At 71.6% G+C, this 20267-nt stretch carries 18 protein-coding genes and 2 pseudogenes; 11 read left to right on the forward strand and 9 right to left on the reverse strand.

Features of this window, described 5'->3' with window-relative positions:
• Positions 1-172 precede the first annotated feature (172 nt).
• Both thpR and FAF44_RS27845 read right to left on the reverse strand, forming a co-directional pair.
• Positions 173-730 (reverse strand): RNA 2',3'-cyclic phosphodiesterase, encoded by a 558-nt coding sequence (gene thpR, locus FAF44_RS27840; RefSeq protein WP_237106237.1) that lies wholly within the window; start codon positions 728-730, stop codon positions 173-175.
• 37 nt (positions 731-767) lie between these two features.
• Positions 768-980: a DUF2530 domain-containing protein gene (locus tag FAF44_RS27845; protein WP_237106239.1), complete on the reverse strand. Its 213-nt coding sequence runs from the start codon at positions 978-980 to the stop codon at positions 768-770.
• Between the two features lie 82 nt (positions 981-1062).
• Between FAF44_RS27845 and FAF44_RS27850 the strand changes: the two genes are divergently transcribed.
• From FAF44_RS27850 to FAF44_RS27860, 3 genes are all read left to right on the forward strand, one after another.
• The gene (locus tag FAF44_RS27850) at positions 1063-2502 is read left to right on the forward strand and encodes an NCS2 family permease (protein ID WP_308193390.1); all 1440 of its coding nucleotides are present in this window, start codon (positions 1063-1065) and stop codon (positions 2500-2502) included.
• 135 nt (positions 2503-2637) lie between these two features.
• On the forward strand, positions 2638-3090 hold the full coding sequence (locus FAF44_RS27855; protein WP_237106241.1) for a MarR family winged helix-turn-helix transcriptional regulator: 453 nt from the start codon (positions 2638-2640) through the stop codon (positions 3088-3090).
• 23 nt (positions 3091-3113) lie between these two features.
• Positions 3114-4361, forward strand: a complete 1248-nt coding sequence (locus FAF44_RS27860; RefSeq protein ID WP_237106243.1) for an MFS transporter — start codon at positions 3114-3116, stop codon at positions 4359-4361.
• Positions 4362-4434: 73 nt separating this feature from the next.
• Here FAF44_RS27860 and FAF44_RS27865 read toward each other — a convergent pair whose 3' ends face one another.
• Complete coding sequence (locus FAF44_RS27865; RefSeq protein WP_237106245.1) at positions 4435-4869, reverse strand: ATP-binding protein; 435 nt, start codon at positions 4867-4869, stop codon at positions 4435-4437.
• A 159-nt stretch (positions 4870-5028) separates the two neighbouring features.
• Between FAF44_RS27865 and FAF44_RS56450 the strand changes: the two are divergent.
• The 4 genes and pseudogenes from FAF44_RS56450 to FAF44_RS27880 all read left to right on the forward strand — a co-directional run.
• Positions 5029-5202, forward strand: a pseudogene (locus FAF44_RS56450) (multiprotein-bridging factor 1 family protein); the annotation flags it as partial.
• Positions 5159-5788 carry a DUF5753 domain-containing protein gene (locus tag FAF44_RS27870; RefSeq protein WP_272895106.1) on the forward strand — a complete coding sequence of 210 codons (630 nt, stop codon included), beginning with the start codon at positions 5159-5161 and terminating at the stop codon, positions 5786-5788. The pseudogene FAF44_RS56450 and the gene FAF44_RS27870, both read left to right, overlap by 44 nt.
• The gene (locus FAF44_RS27875; protein WP_237106247.1) at positions 5773-5988 is read left to right on the forward strand and encodes a DUF397 domain-containing protein; all 216 of its coding nucleotides are present in this window, start codon (positions 5773-5775) and stop codon (positions 5986-5988) included. The genes FAF44_RS27870 and FAF44_RS27875 overlap by 16 nt, the downstream gene beginning before the upstream one ends.
• Positions 5989-6202: 214 nt before the next feature.
• Positions 6203-7675, forward strand: a complete 1473-nt coding sequence (locus FAF44_RS27880) for an alpha/beta hydrolase (RefSeq protein ID WP_237106248.1) — start codon at positions 6203-6205, stop codon at positions 7673-7675.
• A 49-nt stretch (positions 7676-7724) separates the two neighbouring features.
• On the opposite strand, the gene FAF44_RS27885 is transcribed toward FAF44_RS27880, so the two are convergent.
• A complete protein-coding gene (locus tag FAF44_RS27885) occupies positions 7725-10760 on the reverse strand; it encodes a sacsin N-terminal ATP-binding-like domain-containing protein (RefSeq protein ID WP_237106250.1) in 3036 nt (1011 codons plus the stop codon).
• A 67-nt stretch (positions 10761-10827) separates the two neighbouring features.
• Positions 10828-11628, reverse strand: coding sequence for a DUF3027 domain-containing protein (locus FAF44_RS27890; RefSeq protein ID WP_237106251.1), 801 nt, complete (start codon positions 11626-11628; stop codon positions 10828-10830).
• 126 nt (positions 11629-11754) lie between these two features.
• On the opposite strand from FAF44_RS27890, the gene FAF44_RS27895 reads away from it, so the two are divergent.
• Positions 11755-13425 carry an MFS transporter gene (locus tag FAF44_RS27895; protein ID WP_237106252.1) on the forward strand — a complete coding sequence of 557 codons (1671 nt, stop codon included), beginning with the start codon at positions 11755-11757 and terminating at the stop codon, positions 13423-13425.
• On the opposite strand, the pseudogene FAF44_RS27900 reads toward FAF44_RS27895, so the two are convergent.
• Positions 13325-13543 (reverse strand): annotated as a pseudogene (locus FAF44_RS27900) (cold-shock protein); the annotation flags it as partial. The gene FAF44_RS27895 and the pseudogene FAF44_RS27900 sit on opposite strands and share 101 nt — an antisense overlap.
• 93 nt (positions 13544-13636) lie before the next feature.
• A complete protein-coding gene (locus FAF44_RS27905) occupies positions 13637-14257 on the reverse strand; it encodes an HAD family hydrolase (protein WP_237106254.1) in 621 nt (206 codons plus the stop codon).
• A 210-nt stretch (positions 14258-14467) separates the two neighbouring features.
• Between FAF44_RS27905 and FAF44_RS27910 the strand changes: the two genes are divergently transcribed.
• Together FAF44_RS27910 and FAF44_RS27915 are read left to right on the forward strand one after the other, a co-directional pair.
• On the forward strand, positions 14468-14764 hold the full coding sequence (locus FAF44_RS27910) for a hypothetical protein (RefSeq protein ID WP_237106255.1): 297 nt from the start codon (positions 14468-14470) through the stop codon (positions 14762-14764).
• A gap of 34 nt (positions 14765-14798) precedes the next feature.
• Positions 14799-15416, forward strand: a complete 618-nt coding sequence (locus FAF44_RS27915) for a TetR/AcrR family transcriptional regulator (protein WP_237106256.1) — start codon at positions 14799-14801, stop codon at positions 15414-15416.
• On the opposite strand, the gene FAF44_RS27920 is transcribed toward FAF44_RS27915, so the two are convergent.
• Positions 15409-16338, reverse strand: a complete 930-nt coding sequence (locus FAF44_RS27920) for a hypothetical protein (protein ID WP_237106257.1) — start codon at positions 16336-16338, stop codon at positions 15409-15411. The genes FAF44_RS27915 and FAF44_RS27920 overlap by 8 nt on opposite strands.
• Positions 16339-16383: 45 nt before the next feature.
• Between FAF44_RS27920 and FAF44_RS27925 the strand changes: the two genes are divergently transcribed.
• Complete coding sequence (locus FAF44_RS27925) at positions 16384-18714, forward strand: helicase C-terminal domain-containing protein (RefSeq protein WP_237106258.1); 2331 nt, start codon at positions 16384-16386, stop codon at positions 18712-18714.
• Here FAF44_RS27925 and FAF44_RS27930 read toward each other — a convergent pair.
• Entirely contained in the window at positions 18692-20050 is a 1359-nt protein-coding gene (locus FAF44_RS27930) for a hypothetical protein (protein ID WP_237106259.1), read from the reverse strand. The two genes, FAF44_RS27925 and FAF44_RS27930, sit on opposite strands and share 23 nt — an antisense overlap.
• Positions 20051-20267 lie beyond the last annotated feature (217 nt).

The following is a 20267-nucleotide window of genomic DNA, read 5'->3' on the forward strand; positions in this document are numbered from 1 at the left end:
GGGCCGGAACTTCCCGGACGCCCGCCGCGATCAGTTCCGGCGGGCGTCTTTCCGTGTGCGATCGGTTTCGACGCGGCGTCAGGTCAGCAGCGCGCCGATGATCACGATCAGCAGGAGCAGGCCGAGCACGATGGGCAGCAACCAGGAGCGAGGACGGTCCACGACCTGGAGCCTAACTCCGCCCGGCGGGTGCCAGCGCCCATTCGGCGAGTGACTCGTACCTCACCGGCGGCCCGGCGTGGCTGCGTACGAGCCGTACGCTCTCCGCCCGCCACGGCGAGCCGCTGAACCCCGACAACGCCTCGATCAGCGGTCGCAGGTCGGTCTCCCGCTTGCTCCTGGCCAGCGTGAGGTGGGGGTGGAAACGTTTGTCGTCCGTCTCCGTCGCCCCCGCCCGGCGAGCGCCCGCCCGGACGGAGTCGGCGAGCCTGGTCATGGAGTCGCCGGTGACGCCCGCCCAGAAGATCCGGGCCCGCCCCGCGGAGGAGAAGCCGCCGAAGCCGGAGAAGGCCAGGTCGAGCGCGGAGTGCCGGCCCACGGCGCGGGCCACGCGCGTCTCCAGTTCGGGCAGCACTCGCTCGGGCACCTCGCCGAAGAAGCCGAGCGTGATGTGCCAGGTCTCGCGGTCGGGCCAGCGCAACCCCGGCACCTGCCCGACGTAGGGCGCGATGGCGCGGGCGATCTCGTCGAGCACCTCATCAGGCGGCACCAACGCCGTGAAAAGCCTCATGCCCCACGATCTTGCCGGAGAATGCCGGAGCGCGGCCTCAGCCCCGACCGGGCCGCCGGACGAACCAGATGCCGCAGAACCCGAAGACCACCCCGGTCACGCAGGTCCAGAGCCACCACGAGTTGCCGGGAGACGGCGGGAAGATCAGCAGGACGACCAGCGCGACCGCCCAGAGGCCCGTGCCGACGGCGATGGCGGCGGTGTCGTTGGTCTTGATGGGCTCCGGGTCGGGATGCCACTGCTGCTTCACGCATCCAGCCTAGCTTCCAATCGGGTCTCGATCTCATCACTGGCTCTTTTCGCAGTTCACCACGACTGTCACTGTTCGCGTCGTGAGTGACACACGTAATGCGATAGACCGTTTCTTCGCAATCTCCGCACGAGGCTCGACCCTCTCCCGTGAGGTACGGGGCGGCATCGCGACCTTCTTCACCATGGCGTACATCGTCGTGCTGAACCCCTTGATCATCGCCACCGGCAAGGACGTGGACGGCGAGTTCATCGCCGACTCCGCGACCGCCCCCGTGGCGCTCGTCGCCGCCGGCACGGCGTTCGTGGCGGGCGTGCTGACGATCGTCATGGGCGTCGTCGGCCGGGTGCCCTTCGCGATGGCGGCCGGGCTCGGCCTGAACGCCTTCGTCACCTTCCAGATCGCCACGGTGATGACCTGGGAGGAGGCGATGGGCCTGGTCTTCCTCGAAGGCGTCATCATCGCCGTCCTGGTGCTGACCGGGCTGCGGACGGCGGTCTTCCACGCCATCCCGGCCCAGCTCAAGACCGCGATCAGCGTGGGCATCGGACTGTTCATCGCGCTGATCGGGTTCGTGGACGCGGGCTTCGTGCGCAAGGCCGCGGGCACGCCCCTGGAACTGGGCATCGGCGGCAGCCTGACGTCGTGGCCGATCTTCGTCTTCATCGTCGGCCTGCTGGCCACGGCGGCGATGGTGGCGCGGAAGGTCAAGGGCGCCATCCTCATCGGCATCGCCGGCACCACGATTCTGGCCATCGTGGTCGAGATGATCGCCAAGGCGGGCGCCTTCTCGCCGGAGAACCCGGGCGGCTGGCAGCTCAACCAGCCCGTCGTGCCCGACCAGGTCTTCGGCTTCCACAACCCGCTCACGCTGTTCACCGAGTTCGACCCGTTCGGCGGGTTCGTCCGGGTGGACGTGCTGCTGGCGGCGCTGTTCGTGTTCACCCTGCTCATCACCGACTTCTTCGACACCATGGGCACGATGGTGGGCGTCGGCCGTCAGGCGAACCTGGTACAGGAGGACGGGACGCTGCCGCGTACCAAGGAGATCCTGCTCGTCGACTCGATCGGCGCGGCGGTCGGCGGCGCGGGCTCGGTCTCGTCGAACACCACCTACATCGAGTCGGCCGCCGGCGTCGGCGAGGGCGCTCGCACTGGCCTCGCCAGCGTGGTCACCGGGTTGCTGTTCCTGGTGGCGATCTTCTTCGCGCCGCTGGTCACCGTCGTGCCGTACGAGGCCGCCGCGCCCGCGCTGGTCCTGGTGGGCTTCATGATGATGACCGCGATCCGGGACATCGACTGGAACGACTTCGAGATCGCCATCCCGGCGTTCCTGACCATCGTGATCATGCCGTTCACCTACTCGATCTCGAACGGCATCGGCGCCGGCTTCATCAGCTACGTGCTGGTCAAGGTGGTGCGCGGCAAGACGCGCGAGATCCATCCGCTGCTGTGGACCGTGGCCGCGCTGTTCGCGCTCTACTTCGCGATCGGGCCGATCCGGGCGCTGTTCGGGATCTGAGCCCCGCACGCTACCGTCAACACCTCCGGAGCCGCTCCGCGCACGCGGGGCGGCTTCGGGGTATCAAGGGGTGAGACGGAAACCTATGTGGGGAAATATCTTGCTTTGCCGTATAGTTAGCAAAGGTAATGACTCATGCTAACCAAAACCCAGCCCAAGATGGACCTGCGCAGCGACGCAGGTCTGGCATCAGCCCTCCGCGTGTCCCTAACAAGGCTGAACCGACGCCTTCGACGGCAGGCGGCAGCCCACTCTCTGACTCCCACCCAGTTCGCGACGCTCGCCGCGGTGGAACGGCATTCCGGGATAACCCCCGGCGAATTGGCCGAGCTCGAGAAGGTTCAGCCACCCTCGATGACGCGCGTGATCGCCGCCCTCGAGGAGCGCGGCCTGGTCGCCCGCACCCCGCATCCGACCGACCGGCGTCAGGTGACCGTCTCGGTGACCGAGGACGCCGAGAAGCTGCTGAAGGAGGAACGACGCCGCAAGGAGGCGTGGCTGACGCAGCGGCTGAAGGAACTGTCTCCGGAGGAGAGGTCGATCCTCAGGCAGGCGGCGCCGATCCTGGAGAAGCTCAGCAAGATATAGAGCCTGAAGAACCCAGGACCGGGATGTTCCGGTCACTCAGGGTTCGCAACTATCGCATGTTCGCGGCGGGCGGCGCCGTCTCCAACGTCGGCACCTGGCTGCAGCGCACCGCCCAGGACTGGCTGGTGCTCGACCTGACCGCCGGCCCGGGCAACGCGCACGGCAGCGCGGCGGCGCTCGGCACGGCCACCGCGCTGCAGTTCCTGCCGATGCTGCTGTTCGGCATGTTCGGCGGCGTGCTCGCCGACCGCTACCCCAAGCGGCCGATCCTCATCGCCTCCCAGCTCCTCATGGCAGGGCTCGCGCTCTCCATCGGCCTGCTCACGATGACGGGCACCGCCCAGGTGTGGCACGTGTACGTGATGGCGTTCCTGCTCGGCCTCATCGCCTGCGTGGAGGTGCCGACGCGGCAGGCGTTCGTGGTCGAGATGGTCGGCCGTTCCGACCTGACGAACGCGATCGCGCTGAACAGCTCCATCTTCAACCTGGCCCGCGTGGTCGGCCCGGCGCTCGCCGGAGTGCTGATCTACGTGCTGGGCGGCACGGGGCCGATCTTCCTGGTCAACGCGCTGACCTTCGGCGGCGTGATCTCCAGCCTGGTCTTCATGCGCAAGTCCGAGCTGAACCTGTCCGTCCCCGTCCCCAGGGCCAAGGGCCAGCTCCGCGAGGGGCTCCGGTACGTGCTCCGGCACGAGGAACTGCTCATGCCGGTGCTGCTGATCGCCTTCGTGTCGATGTTCTCGCAGTCGTTCTCGATGTCGATCGCGCTCATGGCGCGCGAGACGTTCGGGGCGGGGGCGTCCTCGTTCGGGCTGGCGTCCAGCATGTTCGCGGTGGGGGCACTCGGCGGGGCGCTGCTCGCCGCCCGCCGGGCCCGGCTGTCGCGCCGGGTGCTCTTCGCGGGTGCGATCGGGTTCGGGCTGTTCCAGATCGCGACCGGAGTGGCCCCGTTCTACCCCGCCTACCTGCTGCTGCTGATCCCCACCGGGATCGCGCTGATCACCATCAACACCGCCGCCAACGCCAGCGTCCAGCTCGCCACCTCACCCGAGATGCGCGGCCGGGTCATGGGCATCTACATGCTCGTCTTCACCGGCGGCGCACCGCTGGGGGCGCCGCTGATCGGGTGGCTGTCGGAGTGGGGCGGGCCCCGGACGGGAGTCATCCTGTCGGGCGCGCTGGTCCTGGTCGGCACGGGGCTGGCCGTGCTGCTGACCCGGCTGATCAGCTCGCGGCTGGAGAAGAAGCCGGTGGCGCTCGCCGTGGCATGAGTCATTGGTCGGCGGCGTCACCGAATCGATGGGCGGGCACCCGGAAAGTGCCCGCCTTTTCGCCGTCCGCCCTTCATGAAGGTTCAGGCAGCGCGAAATCACACCAGACGTGGCGATAGCCCCGCTCATCGACAAAGCTTCCCAACCGCTCCGAAACCGCCGCCGCGATATACAGGCCACGGCCGTTCTCCTCGGCGGTCTCCGGCCGGCGCGGAATGAAATTCTCATCGGCCGTCTCCATTCCCGGATCGACCACATCCACCCGGACGAAACGGTCCCCGAAGCCGAGCCGCACCCTGACCCAGTCGCCCTCCCGCGTGACCGGCACATGGACCACGCTGTTGTTCACCAACTCGGCCACGACCTGCTCGACGTCCGCACGCAGGGGATGCTCCGCACCGAGCCACGACCTGACGGCCTGCCTCGCCTTCCGCGGGGCGAGGAGACCGCGAACGAGAATCGCGGCATTCCAGGCCGACACATCCGCCTTTGTTGTGATGTCACACATAATAGTGGCCTCCCTGTGGCATCAGAGCCCGCGTTATTGGCCAGCGTGACACCAATCAATTTCACCGAGCCCATCACGCACGTACTTGTGTCACACGAAATCAACGCCCATCATGTGAGATGAACGTGGGATAGTCGTGACACCAGTTCGGGAGGGCGCTTGCCTGCACCCAAACAGCTCGACCCCGAGGCCGGCGCGGCAGCCAGATTCGGCTACGAACTACGCATGGCCCGCGAAAACGCCGGGCTCACCCAGGCACAATTAGGGCAGAAATCGGGCTATCACCCGAATGCCATCGGCATGTTCGAGCGCGCGGAACGGCGGGTCAAGGCGGAGTTCGCCGACCATCTTCAAGACCCTCGTCCCGTGGCTGGAGATCGAAGCCGGCGCACGCGAGCTGTGGACGTGGGAACCGACCATGGTCCCCGGGCTCCTCCAGACGCCCGACTACACGCGGGCCATCGTGGCGGGCAAACCCGGCGTCACCGGGGAGGAGATCGAGACGGCGGTCCGGGATCGGATGGCACGCAAGGAGATCTTCCGCAGAGCCAGCCCGCCCACCCTGTACGCGGTGCTGGACGAGTCGATCCTGCACCGTCCGATCGGCGGCGAGAGTGTCACCCGCGACCAGCTCGCGTTCCTGATCGAGGTGGCCCGCCACCCCATCACCATCCAGATCCTTCCCTTCAGCGCCCAGGTGACCGCCGGCTTGCTGGGCGGATGCCTGATCGCGCATTCGGCCACCGGACCCACCGCGGCTTACATAGACAGCCCGGTTGCCGGGAAGGTATGGGGCGGCGAATCAGAGATCGAAACCCTCGTTCGCCGCTACCAGACGTGCCGCTCCGAAGCTCTCCCCCAAAGTGTTTCGATCCGCAAGATTAACGAAAGGTTGGACCAGGAATGGAACTGGAGCTGAACGCAGAGCTCACCGCCGCCACGTGGCGTAAGTCCTCGTTCTCCGGCGACAACGGCAACTGCCTTGAGATCGCCCCCCTGTCCGGCGGCCGGGTCGGCATCCGGGACACCGAGCGACCTGACCGGCTGCCCTTCGTGGTGAGCGCATCGGTGTGGACGGCGTTCACCCAGGGGGTGAAGGAGAGAGAATTCGACTTCTGACCCGGCACCACCCCTGAAGAGGTCCGGCCCCCGGACCTCTTCTTCATTCCCACCACGCGATCCCCGGACCACCCGCTCCGGCCGCCGGGGACGGTTGACATTCGTCATCCCCGGGCATTCCCCGAAGTCATCTCCGGACGTTCCCCGAAGTCATCCCCAAGTGGTGTTTCTGCCCACTACATCAACACATGCCCGTCAACCCATGCTTGTTCGCATGAAGAAGCCCATCGCACTCTTCCTCCTGGGCGTCGCGGCCCTCACCGCCTGCGGCACCCCGGCCCCGGCCGACAAGAGCACCACGAACCCGGGAACCGGCACGGGCACGGTGGCCTGGAGCGCGTGCACCGACCTGATCGGCCCCGACGGCAAGCCGCTCACCCCCGGACCCGGCATCGAATGCGGCAAGCTTCCCGTCCCCCTCGACCACGCCGCGCCCGGCGGCGAGCAGATCGACCTCGCGCTCATCCGGATCAAGGCCACCGGCGACCGGCTCGGCTCGCTCGTGTTCAACTTCGGCGGCCCCGGCGGGTCGGGCGTGGACACGCTGGCCGCGGCCGCCGCCGCGTTCACCAACCTCGGCACCCGCTACGACCTGGTCAGCTTCGACCCGCGCGGCGTCGAGCGCAGCTCCGGCGTCAGGTGCGGCGACGGGCTCGACGCGCTCTTCGCCCCCGGCCAGGACGCCGACCTGGACACGCTGGCCAAGGACTTCGCCGCCGCCTGCCGGCAGCACTCCGCCAAGGTGCTGCCGCACGTCGGCACCGTCAGCGCCGCCAAGGACCTCGACCTCCTGCGGGCCGCGTTCGGCGACGAACAGCTCAACTACTTCGGCTTCTCGTACGGCACCCACCTCGGCGCGGTCTACGCCACCCACTACCCCAAGAACGTCGGCCGCTTCGTCCTGGACGGCGCCTACGACCCCCAGGTCACCTTCGAGGAGCAGGCGGTCACCCAGTCGACGGGCTTCGCCCGCGCGTTCGACGCGTTCGCCGAGGACTGCGTGGCGCAGAGCTGCGAGCTGGGCGCCGACCCCGCCACCGTCAGGCGCACGGTCGAGGACTTCGTCGAGGGCCTCAAGACCGAGCCGATCAAGGTCGGCGACCGGGAGCTGACCTACGAGCTGGGGCAGCTCGCGGTCATCACCCCCCTGTACGCCAAGCAGAGCTGGCCGGTGCTGGAGCAGGCGACCGCCGCCGCGCTCAAGGGCAACGCGACCATCCTGCTCGCCCTGGCCGACTCCTACACCGGACGCCGCCCCGACGGCACGTACAGCACGATGATGACCAGCCACACGGCGATCATGTGCGCGGACACCTCCGAGCGCCCGACCGCCGCGCAGCTCGAACAGGTCAACGAGCGGATCAAGAAGATCTTCCCGATCCTGTCGTACGACGACGCGGCCACCGGGACGTGCATGCACTGGCCGGTGCCGGGCGACGACGCCGCCAAGCGCATCGACGCCACCGGCTCGGCCCCGATCGTGGTCGTCGGCGGCAAGGGCGACCCGGCCACGCCGTACCAATGGTCCACGACCCTGACGAAGCAGCTCAGGACGGGCGTCCTGGTCACCTACGAGGGCGAGGGGCACGGGGCCTACCTGACCGGCAACGGCTGCCTCACCCGGACCGTGGACGCGTACCTGATCGACGGCAAGGTGCCGGGCGCGGGCAGCACCTGCGCCGCCTGAACGACGGACACCGGGGAGGGCCTGCGGGGGCGCCTCCCCGGGCGCGTGCTCAGGACAGGTCGGCCTCGGCCAGCAGCAGCGGCACCGCCTCCGGGTCGCGCAGCAGGGCGGCCACCGCGAGCCGGTCGTTCCACTGGCCGGTGGCCCACGCCAGCCCTCTGGCCAGCCCGTCGACGCCGGTGCAGTGCACGGAGCCCTCGAAGAACCGCCAGGCGCACTCCACATCGTCCACCAGCAGCTTCTCGTGCTCGACGTACGTCGAGGGAGCGGTCGGCAGCAGCGAGCGCACCGCGGCGGGCACCTCCCGCCCGGCCCCTTCCGAGGTGACCGCGCCCGAGGTGAGCTCGCCGGCCAGCGGCAGGTCGAGCAGCTCCGACAGCGCCTCGGCCAGATCGTACGGGGCCAGCACCAGCGGCCGGTCGGTGACGAGCTGCAGCAGGTCGGGCGCCTCCACCACCACGACGTCGTCGGCCGCGGCCACCACGATCGACCCGCCGAGCACCGCCCGCACCCTGGACGGCGGCGCGACCCGGGCCGGATCGACGGCGGCCAGCGCGATCCACAGGGCGCGCAACTGGGCCCGGTCGACCTCGATCGACTCGTCGGCCATCAGGTCGAGCAGCTCCTCCGGCCCGCCGTGCGAGGCCAGCAGCTCGGCCAGCGTCGTACGGACGCCGAGCATCGACAGCGCCGCCTCGTCGAGCCCGGCGGGGGCGTCGGCGTACAGGCCCTGCAGCAGCGGGTCGGCCCCGGGCAGTCGCAGCTCCAGCGGCTTGCGCCCGCCCAGCACCGGACGGTTGGCCAGCCACCACGCCGTGTAGGACGGCACCTCCACGCCCTCGACGCGCAGCGGGTGCAGGCAGGCCCGCAGCGGCGGCGTGGTCAGCAGCTCCAGGGCGGCCGGCCAGTCGGCCACCAGTTCCAGGTCGCGCACCGCGAGGAACTCGGGCACCAGCGGCGGCACGTCGAGCTCGGGCAGCAGGTCGAGCACGTGGTCGAGCCAGTCGGCCTCGCCGTCGAGGTCGTGGTCGCAGTCGTCGGGGTCGAGCAGCACGTCGGGCTCGTGCACCACGGCGAACCCGTCGAGCACCCCCGCCGCCGCCAGCACCCGCGGGCCGTAGGTCTGCTCCAGCTCGGCGGCGGCCACCCCGAGATGCGTGTCGGACTCCAGGACCGCGGCCAGCGCCCCGTCGGCGAGCATCAGCTCACCGGCCGGGTAGAGCTCGCCGTCGGCGCCGCGCAGCGCCAGCTCGGCCAGCCAGGGCGCCTCACCCGGCGCCAGCCCGGACGCCTCCACCAGCGACAGCACGGCCCGCGCCACCGGCTCGGCGTCGGGGCTGTCGAGCGACTGCGCGACGGCGGCCTTGGTCAGCGGATCGTCGAGCACCGTGCGGGGCGTGGCCTCGGCGGCGCCCAGCCGCAGCAGCGCCGGGTGGGCCGCCTCCGGGTGCACGATGCGCAGCCCGAGCGGCGTCAGGTCGAGCTCGGCGCCCCCGTCGGCCAGGATGAGCGTGCCGCGCGGCCCGCGCACCAGGCGGCCGTCGGCCAGCGGCACCGGCAGCGCGCCCAGCGACTCGGGGTCGTCGGCCGGCAGCACGCCGTAGAGCGAGCGCCACCACGACGGCTCGCGCGCCTCCACGGCCTCGCCGGACAGCAGATCGACGATGTCGGACAGTTCCACCCGGCGTACCCCGAGCGCGGCCATGGCCGGATGGCGGGCGGGCCAGCCCGCGGGCAGCAGCCCGGGGACGAACTCGGCGACGGTGGCGAGCAACTCGGCCGAGGCGGCGGCCACCACGGCCGCCTCCTGCCCCGTCACCACCCAGCCGCCGCCGTCGGGCTCGGGCGCGGGCTGCTCGACCTGCCACTCCGCGTCGGGCTCGTAGACCTTCGAGTCGGCGAACGACGGCGTCTGCACCGCCGGGGCGGGCGCCGACAGCGCGGGCAGCAGCGGCGTGACGGGCAGCCGCGCCAGCACGGCCCGGCGCACGCGAGCGTCGAGTTCGCCCTTGCCCATGAGGGAGGGCACCAGATCGAGCAGCCTGGAGGTGCGGGGCAGCTCGCGCAGCAGCCGCACGTAGGCGTCGGCGACCCGCTCGACCAGGAAGTCGGCCAGCGGCCCCTTGGCCACATGACGCCGGTCGGTGGCCATCGGGAACGAGGCGATCAGCAGCGCGGGCAGGTCGATGGGCTCGTCGCTGGGCGTCGGGGCGTGCACCACGGGCGGCACGGTGGCGGGCAGCGGGCCGGGTTCGCCGGTGCCGGTGACGGGCACCGCCCAGCGCAGCGACCAGAAGGGCCGGGCGCGCTCCTCGGTCGGCCGGTCGGCGAAGAGCCCGGCCACCTGCTCGGGCGTGAACTCGCCGGACTCCGACACCACGTGCCAGCCGTCGGCGACGACCGCGCGGGTGGCGCCCTCGACGTCGATCTCGATGCTCTCCAGCGCCGGCATGCCGAGCAGCAGCGCGGGCCCGGCCTCGGCCAGCATGCGGCGCACGGCCTCCACGGCGGCCTGGTCGCGCAGCGGCAGCCGGACGATGGTGTCGAACCCGTCGGGGATGTCGATCAGGGGCGGCTCGTCGAAGGGCAGCCGCAGCAGCGGCACGTGCCCGCCGCGCTCGGTCAGCTCGCCCGCGAGCGCGGGGATCTCGGCGACGAGCGCCGCCGTCTCGGTACGGGACCAGCGCACCGCGCCCGCCCCGCGCGAGCCGATGGCCGGCGCGTCGCAGACCGACACCACCGCCGCGAACCCGACCCCGAACCGGCCCGCCGCGCCCGCCTCGTCGCGCTTGCCCGAGGCACGCAACGTGGACAGGCTCTCCACGCCGGTGGCGTCGAGCGCGGCGCCGGTGTTGGCGGCCGTCAGCACGTCGCCGCGCAACGTCAGCCGCAGCACCCCCGGCACGCCCGCCCGCAGCGCCGCGTCGGCGGCGTTCTGGGCCAGCTCGACGATCAGCCGATCGCGGTAGCCGCCGAGCGCGAAGTCCTCCTCCGCGTTGGCGTCTTCGCGGAACCGGGCGGGTGAGGCCGTCCAAGCCGACAGGACGGCCGCTCGCATCCGGTCAGTGCCGTAGGTGTCGCTCATCGATCACGATCCTGATTGGAGAGTTAGGGGGCCACCGTAGGGTAGCGGCCCGCACCGACACTCACGTTCAGGAATGGCCGAGCTCTTCGGAGGCCGATTCGTCGACCGAACCCGCCTCCTCCTCCATCAGGTCGTATCCGAGATCGTCGAGGATCGGGATGGCCTGCTCGACGGGCGGCGGCTGCACGGCGGCCTCGGAATGGGCGCCGCAGCCGTGGTCGGCGGCGACGACCTTGCCGTCGTCGGGGGCGTACTCGTTAGTGCAGACCCCGAACATCTGCCGCAAGCCCCCCGCCAGCAGCCAGTAAAAGCCGCAGGTGGAACATTGCGCGGGAGCGGCGTGTGCGATCGGCGTATGTGGCCCGTGCTCGCCCGAGTGCCAGCGTCTGGCCGCTCGGTCCTTGCCAATGACCGAGAGCACACGGGCTCGGCCCAGGCCGTACTCGAAAACCGCCTGATGGTCGGCGTCGTCGTCGGTCTCGGTGAAACCCGGCGCGAGCCTGTCGTCATCTTCCGCGGTCGGCAGCAGGTCGCCCACGCCCAGGTCGCCGGGGCGCAGCCGCTCGCTCCACGGCAGCCACTCGGGCGCCAGCAGCGCACCGGAGCCGGGTAGCAGGACCGCCTCGCTGACCGTGACCTTCTTCGCGCGCGAGGCGCGCGTCACGGTGACGGCCCAGCGCCAGCCGCGATAGGCCCGATCCTGGCAGGTGAAGTAGTGGGTGACGATCCGGTCGCCTTCGCTCTCGAAACCGAGGTGCTCGCCGGGCCCACCCGGACGCGCGAGCTCCTCGGCCGCGGCGCGGGCCAGATCGACCGCGGCGACACAGGCCTGATCGGGAGCGGAGACGCGGGCCCTGGTGCGGCTCATCGGGCCGCCTCCGCCGAAAGGTGCTGTTCGCTCACACTTCATTCTCACCCATCACAGGACCTGCGGGACCCACAACGGCCGATCCCCCGCTGAGAACCTGGGCCGGATCGGGTAAGACTGGTAGTCGTGGAGGGCGGCTGGGAGCGGGCGCGCCAGATCTCCCGGCGGGTGGCGCACGGCGCCGCCGACGCCGGACGCGCGACCGTGCGCGCCGGCAAGGCCACGGTCAACGGCACCACCAGGGCGGGCAAGGCCACCGCCGGCGGCGCGCGGAAGGTCGGCCAGGCCACCCGCAGGCTCACGTACGCGGGCGGAGCGGGCCGCACCGGGCTCGGCCGGCTGATCGAGCTGTCGGCCGGCAACAGCGCCTGCGACGCGCTGGTCACGGTGGCGCTGGCCAGCACCGTGTTCTTCGGGGTTCCGGTGGGCGAGGCACGCGGCTCGGTGGCCCTTTACCTCGTCATCACGATGTTGCCGTTCGCGCTGCTGGCGCCGTTCGTGGGGCCGATACTCGACCGGTTCAGGTCGGGCCGCCGGTACGTGATGGCGGGCACGCTGTTCGGGCGCGGCCTGCTGTGCTTCGCCATGGCGGCGGCCGTGGGGCCCGGCGACCTGCCGACGTTGTTCATCGGGGCGCTGGGCGTGCTGGTGTTGTCGAAGTCGTACAACGTGTCGCGGGCGGCGATCATGCCGAGCGTGTTGCCCGCGGACATCACGCTGGTGTCGGCGAACGCGCGGGTGGCGCTGTTCACGCTGGTCTCGGCCGGGGTGGCGGTGCCGCTCGGCGCGGGCCTGACCGCGTGGCTGGGCAGCGCGGTGGTGCTGCGCGTGGCCATGGTCGGCTTCCTGCTGCTCGGCGTCGCCGCCGTCCGCCTGCCGCGCCACGTCGACTCCCCCGACATGGAGGAGGAGGGCGCGGCCCCGCGCTGGCGCACCCTGCTCAAGGTGGGGCCCACGGTGGCCGAGGCGGTCTGGGCGAACGTGGCCGTCCGCGTGTTCTCCGGGTTCCTGCTGTTCTTCCTGTTGTTCCTGGTGCAGGACGAGGCGGTGCCGTGGCTGGCGTCCGCCGAGCCGTGGGCGCGCGACCCGTTCTTCGACATCCCCAAGACGATCGCGCTGCTGGCGGGCGCGGCCGGGCTGGGCGGCCTGGCCGGGGCGGTGGTGGCGAACTGGACGCGCAACCACGCGCCGCAGCTCATCGTGCTGGCCACGCTGGCCCTGACCGTGACGACCGCCATCATCACCGCGATCTTCTTCGGGGTCTGGACGGCGCTGGCCATCTCGCTGGTCGCGGCCTTCTCCCAGGAGTTGGGGAAGCTGGCGCTCGACGCGATCGTGCAGCGGGAGATCGGCGAGGAGGTGCGCTCGTCCACCTTCGGCGTGGTGGAGGCCGTGCTCCAGCTCGCCTGGGTGTTCGGCGGGCTGGTCGGGCTGGTGCTCTCGCTCACCGGCAGCAGCCTGGCGGGGCTGATCACGCTGGCGGCGGCGCTGACGGCCGCGCTCGGGTGGCTGCTGGTCGCGAGGATACGGCGGGTGCGGGCCGCCAGGGCCGAGGTGCGCCGCCGCCGCGCGGAGCCCGGCGGCTACGGCGAGGCCGCCGCGCACGCCGAGCCGGGCGCGCACGAGGAGCCCGCCGAGCCCGCCGAGCAGCGGGCGGACACGCTCGACCCCACCCAGCCCCTCACCAGGGCTTGGGCTTGGCCAGCGTGGGCGGCTGCTCCAGGATCCGCACCGAGAGCGCCTGCTGCCCCCTGCGTCCTTCGGCCACGCCGAACTCGACCTTCTGTCCGGGCTTGAGCACACCGGCATCGGCGGGCAGCGCGGATGAATGGACGAAGACCTCACCGCCGTCGTCGCGGGTGAGGAAGCCGAAACCCTTGTCGGCGTCGTACCACTTGACCTTGCCACTCGGCACAGGAGGACCTCGTTCAAACAGTCGAGAAGAAGGATGGCTGGAAGTAGGTTATGCCCCGCGAAGCCCGGGGGCGACCGGGTAAATAGGGGACAATTACCGAAGTGCATCGTGCTCTCGCCAACCGCTGAACCAGGCGGCGAATTCGGTCAGGTCGTCCAGCGCCACATCCGCTCCGTGCTCACGCAGCTCTCCCACCGTGTAAGGGCCTGTCGCGACTGTCACGCTCACGGCGCCGCCGGCGCGGGCCGCCTGGATGTCCGCTACATGGTCACCAACATAAGCCGCCGCGCCGAAGCGCGCGAGTGCCGATCCTTTGTCCGCGCCGAAAACCGAGCCGACCACTTCGTCCACATCCAGCCCGAGTGCCGTGACCGTGCCTCTCGCGTCACGCACGTTCTTGCCTGTCACCACGATGACCCCGCCCCCGGCCCGGCGTACGGCGTCGATGGCGGCGTGCGCGCCGGCCATGGCGGTGTGTGCCGGAACCCCCAATTTCGGATATATCTCGCGATACAGGTCCGCGGCCGCTTCGATCCGCTCCGACGGCAGCCAGTTGGCCAGCTCCGTCTCCAGCGGCGGCCCCAGCCGGTCCACGATCGCCGCACTGTCAAATGGCACGTCCAATCGCACGGACAGCTCGTCGTAAACGGCCGCGATGCCCGTCCGCGTGTCCGCCAAAGTCATGTCAAGGTCGAATCCCACCGAAGTCACCACAGGTGCAGGATGCCAAACGCGCCCCTCACTCGCGTAACCGCCCTTGTTCCGCGGGCGCGGGAATGGGAAGAAAGGAATTACTTATCGGAGAGGAGCGGCTGTGACCGACACCCCCCAACCGCCTTCCGCGCCGCCCAGGCCCGCGGACCGGCTCGTCGCCTCCTCGGCGCGCCGCGTCCGCACCGTCCGGCCCTGCCGGGCGGGCGGGTGGTGAGCACCTGGCGGCGCGCGGTCATGGCCCTGGCGGGGCTGGTGCGGCTGGTCTCCCGGGTGGCCGCGCTCGCCGTGCTGCTCCACGCGCTGTTCACGGTGTTCAGGGCCAACCCGGCCAACGTCTGGTACCAGCACGTGGAGACGCTCGCCTCGTGGTCGTCGCTTGGCCTGGCCAACCTGTTCCAGCTCGCCGACCCGCGCTGGACGGCGCTGGTCAACTACGGGCTCGCCGCCGTCGTCTGGCTGGCCGTCGGCTCGGCTCTGGCGAGCCTGATCCGTCGTGCCGCCTCGTAACGATTACTCTCCTTACGGAGGTATCAGCGTAGATATGAGCAGATCGACCCGTGAGCGGATCATCGACGAGGCCCTGAGGCTCTTCGCCGAACGGGGCTACTCCGCCACGTCCGTGGCCGAGATCGAGGCCGCCTCAGGCCTTTCTCCCGGCGCAGGAGGGCTCTACCGGCACTTCAAGTCCAAGTACGAGGTGCTGGCCGCCGCCATCAACGAGCACGCCAGCCGCACCAGGGTCCAGGTGGCCGAGAGCCTGTCCGCGCTGAGCACCATGGAGGCGTCGGTCGACCTGGAGGAGCGCCTGTCCCACGTGTGCCGGGCGGGCCTGGCCAAGGTCCGCGAGGAGTCCGAGCTGACCCGGGTGTTCTTCCGCGACCTGAGCCAGTTCCCCGAACTGGTCGCGGTGGTGCGCGAAGGGCTGCTGCAGCCGATGTTCGACGCCATCGTGACCTGGTTCCAGGCGCAGCCCGAGTACCGCAACGCCGAGCTCGACTGGACCGGCATCGCCGCCGTGCTCGGGGGCTCTGTGGTGCACTACCGGCTGTTCCAGGAGACCGTGGGCGAGTTGCCGGGGCACGCGGAGAAGGACCAGTTCGTGACCGCCTGGGTACGCCTGGCGATCGGCCTGCTGCCCAGCCCCGCGCCGGTCAGTTGAGGTCGAGCAGCCGGTAGGCCAGCCACACGACGCCCACCGCCGTACCGATCATGAACATGGTGCCGCTGACGTCGAAGAACTGCTGGACGAACGCCTGTGCCCCGGCCTCGAACCCGACCCGCAGGCCGCCGATGAGCACCCCGCCCACCGAGTAGCCGAGCAGCGGCGCGCCGATCCCGGCAAATTTGTCGCGCACGTTCCACGCGTCGCTGAACAGCACCAGCGCCGCACCGGCCGCCCACGCCACCAGGGGCACCTCGAAGATCGCCAGCGGCGCCAGGTCGATCGGCACCAGCAGCGCGGCCAGCACCAGGATCACCATGGCGGCCACGTCACGGGGGTGCTCCTTGACGATGGTCCTGGCGTCCCTGCCGCCGGTGGCCATCGGGTTTGCGGTGGACATGGCCGCCCTGCGCAGCCCCGCGAACGGCAGCCCCCGGCCCGGCCGCCGGTCCAGCCGGCCCCGCGCGAGCCGCCGGTGCGCGTGGACGCCGGCCGGGGCGTCACGGTCGTCCACGATGGCGGGGAAGCGCCGCGTCGCCCCCGGGCCCCGCACCGCCGCCGGCGCGCCCGCGGCGGCCGGCCCGGCGGACACCACGTCACCTGCGGACACCGTGTTCGCGGCAGACACCGCGTCCGCGGCAGAAGGCGTGTCCCCCGCGAGCGCCGTGTCCCGCGCGGTGGGGACGCCCTGCCCGGCCAGCCGCCGGGCCTCGCGCTCGACCAGCTCGACCGGATCGCCGAAGCGGGCCAGCACCTTCGCCACCTCGCGGGCGTCCTGGCTGCCGCGCCGCTCGGCCTCGACCCTGGCCCGCAGGCGTCCGGCGAAGTCGAGCCGCTGGTCGGCCCTCAGCACCCCGTGGGCGGCGTCGGCCGCCTTGGAGACATAGTTCAGTACGAGCTGGTCCGCGCGCTCTATCACGCCTAGCCATGCTGCCTCAATCAGGGGGGACATACCATGGCAACGATGGAGTTCACGGAGTGGATCAGGGGGCGCACCGACGAACAGCTACGGGCGCTCGTCTCCGCGCGTCCCGAGTTGATCACTCCGGTGCCCGCGCATCTGGAGGGCCTCGCCTCGCGGGCCGCCAGTCCTTCGGCGATCGGCAGGGTGCTCGACCGGCTCGACCGGTTCACGCTGGCCGTCGTGGAGACGCTGGCGGTGCGGGAGGAGCCGATCGCGAAGGGCGCGCTGCTCGACCTCGTCGGCAGGGCGCTGGCCGGCCCCGGCCCCGAGCCCGCGCTCTCCGCCGCACTCGACCGGCTGCGTGACCTGGCCCTGGTCTACGGGCCCGACGACGCGCTGGAGCTGGGCCCCGGCGTACGCAAGGTGCTCGACGACCCGGCCGGGCTCGGCCCGCGCGCGCTCGACGCCTTCCGCCACCACCCGCCCGAACAGCTCGACGAGATGGCCGACGACGTCGTCCCCGGCACCCCGGGCTCCGGCAAGGAGCGCCTGGCCGCGGCGCTGGCCGAGCCCGCCGCCCTGATCGCGTCCGTCTCGCCCGAGGCGCGGGGCGCGCTCGACCAGCTCGTCTGGGGCCCGCCGGCGGGCCGTGTGCCCAACGCCAGACGCGAGGTGCGGGTGGCCTCGGCCCGGTCCCCCATCGAGGAACTGCTCGCGCGCGGCCTGCTGGCGGCCACCGGCGAGGAGAGCGTGACACTGCCCCGCGAGGTCGGCCTCCACCTGCGCGGCGGCCGGGTGCACCGCGACCTGCCGGCCGAGCCGCCGCCGCTGGAGGGCACCGCCCGCGACCGGAAACTGGCCGACCGCACGGCGGCGGGGCAGGCGTTCTCGTTCGTCCGGGCCGTCGAGGAGCTGTGCGAGCGGTGGAGCATCGAGCCGCCGGGCGTGCTGCGCACCGGCGGGCTGGGCGTGCGCGACCTGAAACGCGCGGCGGGCGAGCTCGACCTGCCGGAGTGGGTGGCGGCGCTGGTGATCGAGGTCGCGCACGCGGCCGGGCTCGTCGCGGCGGGCGGCGGCGTCGACGGCGAGTGGCTGCCGACCTCGGGCTACGACCTGTGGCGGGTCAGGTCCACCGCCGACCGGTGGACGACACTGGCGGCCACCTGGCTGCACATGGACCGGGTGCCCGGCCTGGTCGGCGACCGCGACGAACGCGACAGGCCGCTCAACGCGCTGCACACCGACCTGCGCCGCTCCTCCGCTCCGGGGGTGCGGGCGGTCACGCTGGGCGTGCTGGCCACGGTGCCGGGGCTGGCGCCGAAACGTGACTCCGTGCTGGAACGGCTGGCGTGGGAGCAGCCGCGCCATCGCGGGCCGCTGCGCGAGCAGCTCATCGACTTCACGCTGCGGGAGGCCGAGCAGGTCGGCGTGACCGGGCTGGGCGCGCTGTCCGGGCACGGCCGGGCGCTGGTCGAGGGCGGCGAGGCGGCCAAGACGCTGGCGCCGCTGCTGCCCGAGCCCGTCGATCACGTGCTGCTGCAGGCCGACCTCACCGCCGTCGCGCCCGGCCCGCTCACGAGCGAGCTCAACCGCTGGATGACGCTCACCGCCGACGTCGAGTCGAAGGGCGGGGCCACGGTCTACCGGTTCAGCGAGAGCTCGATCCGGCGCGCGCTCGACGCGGGCCACGGCGGCGAGGAGCTGGTGTCGATGCTGGCCCGGCACTCGGCCACGCCGATGCCGCAGGCGCTGTCGTACCTGGTGACCGACGTGGCCAGGCGGCACGGGCGGATCCGGGTGGGCACCGCGAGCGCGTACGTGCGCTGCGACGACCCCGCGCTGCTCGACCAGATCACCGCCGACCGCCGCTCGGCCGCGCTGCGGCTGCGCCGGCTGGCCCCGACCGTCATCGCCTCCCGCTCGTCCAGGGCGGCGCTGGTCGACTCGTTGCGGGCCATGGGGTACGCCCCGGTCGCCGAGTCGCTCGACGGCGACGTGATCATCTCCCAACTGGAGAGCCGCCGCACCGAGGGGGTCGCCCCGGCGCGGGCCGTGGCCTCGTCCAGCGGTCTCGACCCCGAGGTCGCGGCGGCGGCCGTACGCGCGCTGCGGGCCGGCGACGCCGCCCACCTGGCCAGGCGGGAGCCGGTGGACGCCCCCGCCGGGCAGGTGCCGCGCGGGCCCGCCACAGCCACCATCACGGCGTTGCAGGACGCGATCAAGCAGGGCGTGCGGGTGTGGATCGGCTACCTCGACTCGCAGGGCAACGCCACCTCACGCATCCTGGAGCCGGCCCGGATGGAGGGCGGCTACCTGACCGCGTACGACGAGACCAGGGCCGCCGTGCACCGCTTCGCCCTGCACCGCATCACCGGCGTGGCAGGTCTCTGAGCGACAGCGACTGGCCCGCCACCGCCGCGGCGGGCCCGCCGGCGCCCTCCAGGCGGCGCAGCAGCCGGACACAGTCGTCCGGGTAGCGCACGGAGAGCCCGCCGCCCAGCACCAGGGCCGCCGCCGTCGCCCTGATGTCCGCCGGGTCGCCGGCCCAGGCCAGCGCGACGGCGAGCGCCTCGGGGGCGAGGGTGTCGTCGGCGCACATGTACGACAGCACGTTGGCCGCCGCGACCCGCTCGGCCGCGCTGCCCTGCGCCCAGACCTCCAGGAACTCCTGCCGGACCTCCTTCATCGAGTGCCGGGCCAGCAGCGCCACGCCCTCGGCGGCCCGCACCTGGACGGCGGGCCCCTGTCCGGGCAGCGACCTGACCCATTCGCGCAGCGGCTGCCAGAGCCAGTACCCGTACCGGGTGAGCAGTTCGGCCAGCACGCGGTCGCGCTGGTGGGCGGCGCGGAATCCGGCGAGCCCGTTCGCGACGGTGATCAGCGGGCCGGTGAGCGGGCGGCGGCCGGTCTCGTCGCAGAGCCGTTCGAGCCGGGTGAGCTGCTCGTCGAAGGCGGGCTCGGGCAGCCGGTGCACGAACGCCAGCGCCGCCACGGCCAGCACCTCGCGCATGACCGGCTTGGTGTCGAGCCAGGCGGCCACCTCCTCACCGGCCGGCTCGCCGGCCCGCGTCAGGTGGGTGGCCAGGCGGACGACCTCGGCGGGGGTCGGCAGCGCGAGCGCCAGGTCTCTGGCCCGGGTCAGCTCTTCCTCGCGCAGCCCGGCGCGCCGGCCGAACGCCCTCAGGCACAGGTCGAACAGCTCACCGGGCTCGGGGACGGCCCACTGGTGTTCCACCTCGACGGCCTGCGAGACGCCGCCGCTCCTGGTGATCACGAGGTACGAGCCCAGCTCGGCCAGCTTGCGGGCCAGGTTGACCAGTTCGGTGCGGTCGGTGCTGACCGCGATCCAGTCGTGCAGCAGGTATGCCCGGCCCGGCTCGTAGTCGGTGGCGGACAGCAGGTCGGGCGCGCCTGCGGCCGGTGACAGCACGGTGATCGTGCTCTCGGCCAGCGACATGCGCGACAGCAGCGCGAGCGCTCCTAATCGGCGGCCCGTCTCCTGCTCCCCCACCAGGACGAGCAGGTGGCGGGTGGAGAGCCGGCGCACGGCGTCGGGGAAGCAGCCGGGCTCCAGGTAGGAGCGCAGCAGTGTGTCGGCCTCCCGCCGGGTCAGGTCTCGGGTGGCCGGGCGGGCCACCGTTCGAAGATGCTCGGTGACGGCAATGAGACTGCCGGTGAGCGTTATGTTGTCGAGGTCGATCTCGCCCGGCTCAGGCGTTTCGGTCACGAAGCCACCTCGGTAATGAACGGGAAAGTTTTCTACAGCGATTATTGTCGGACAACGAGATTCTTCGCTTTATACCGGAGGGTTGCACAGCGTCACCAAATCCGCCCTGACCTGCGAATATGGACGCGGTGCCGACACGCCGACCAGCCCTCCACTGCTCTGCTCAGACCCTACAGCCTCTCGGCATCCCACCATTGCACGATCTAGCGGGCCTGAA

This window comes from Nonomuraea sp. MG754425, from assembly GCF_021699195.1.
In the GTDB taxonomy this organism is placed as follows: domain Bacteria; phylum Actinomycetota; class Actinomycetes; order Streptosporangiales; family Streptosporangiaceae; genus Nonomuraea.

What these genes read in the sequence shown, in the direction of transcription:
- thpR (WP_237106237.1), bottom strand. Translation starts at nt 730, where the DNA reads ATGAGGCTTTTCACGGCGTTGGTGCCGCCTGATGAGGTGCTCGACGAG.
- FAF44_RS27855 (WP_237106241.1), top strand. Translation starts at nt 2,638, where the DNA reads ATGCTAACCAAAACCCAGCCCAAGATGGACCTGCGCAGCGACGCAGGT.
- FAF44_RS27860 (WP_237106243.1), top strand. Translation starts at nt 3,114, where the DNA reads ATGTTCCGGTCACTCAGGGTTCGCAACTATCGCATGTTCGCGGCGGGC.
- FAF44_RS27865 (WP_237106245.1), bottom strand. Translation starts at nt 4,869, where the DNA reads ATGTGTGACATCACAACAAAGGCGGATGTGTCGGCCTGGAATGCCGCG.
- FAF44_RS27870 (WP_272895106.1), top strand. Translation starts at nt 5,159, where the DNA reads ATGCCATCGGCATGTTCGAGCGCGCGGAACGGCGGGTCAAGGCGGAGT.
- FAF44_RS27875 (WP_237106247.1), top strand. Translation starts at nt 5,773, where the DNA reads ATGGAACTGGAGCTGAACGCAGAGCTCACCGCCGCCACGTGGCGTAAG.
- FAF44_RS27880 (WP_237106248.1), top strand. Translation starts at nt 6,203, where the DNA reads ATGAAGAAGCCCATCGCACTCTTCCTCCTGGGCGTCGCGGCCCTCACC.
- FAF44_RS27885 (WP_237106250.1), bottom strand. Translation starts at nt 10,760, where the DNA reads ATGAGCGACACCTACGGCACTGACCGGATGCGAGCGGCCGTCCTGTCG.
- FAF44_RS27890 (WP_237106251.1), bottom strand. Translation starts at nt 11,628, where the DNA reads ATGAGCCGCACCAGGGCCCGCGTCTCCGCTCCCGATCAGGCCTGTGTC.
- FAF44_RS27915 (WP_237106256.1), top strand. Translation starts at nt 14,799, where the DNA reads ATGAGCAGATCGACCCGTGAGCGGATCATCGACGAGGCCCTGAGGCTC.
- FAF44_RS27925 (WP_237106258.1), top strand. Translation starts at nt 16,384, where the DNA reads ATGGAGTTCACGGAGTGGATCAGGGGGCGCACCGACGAACAGCTACGG.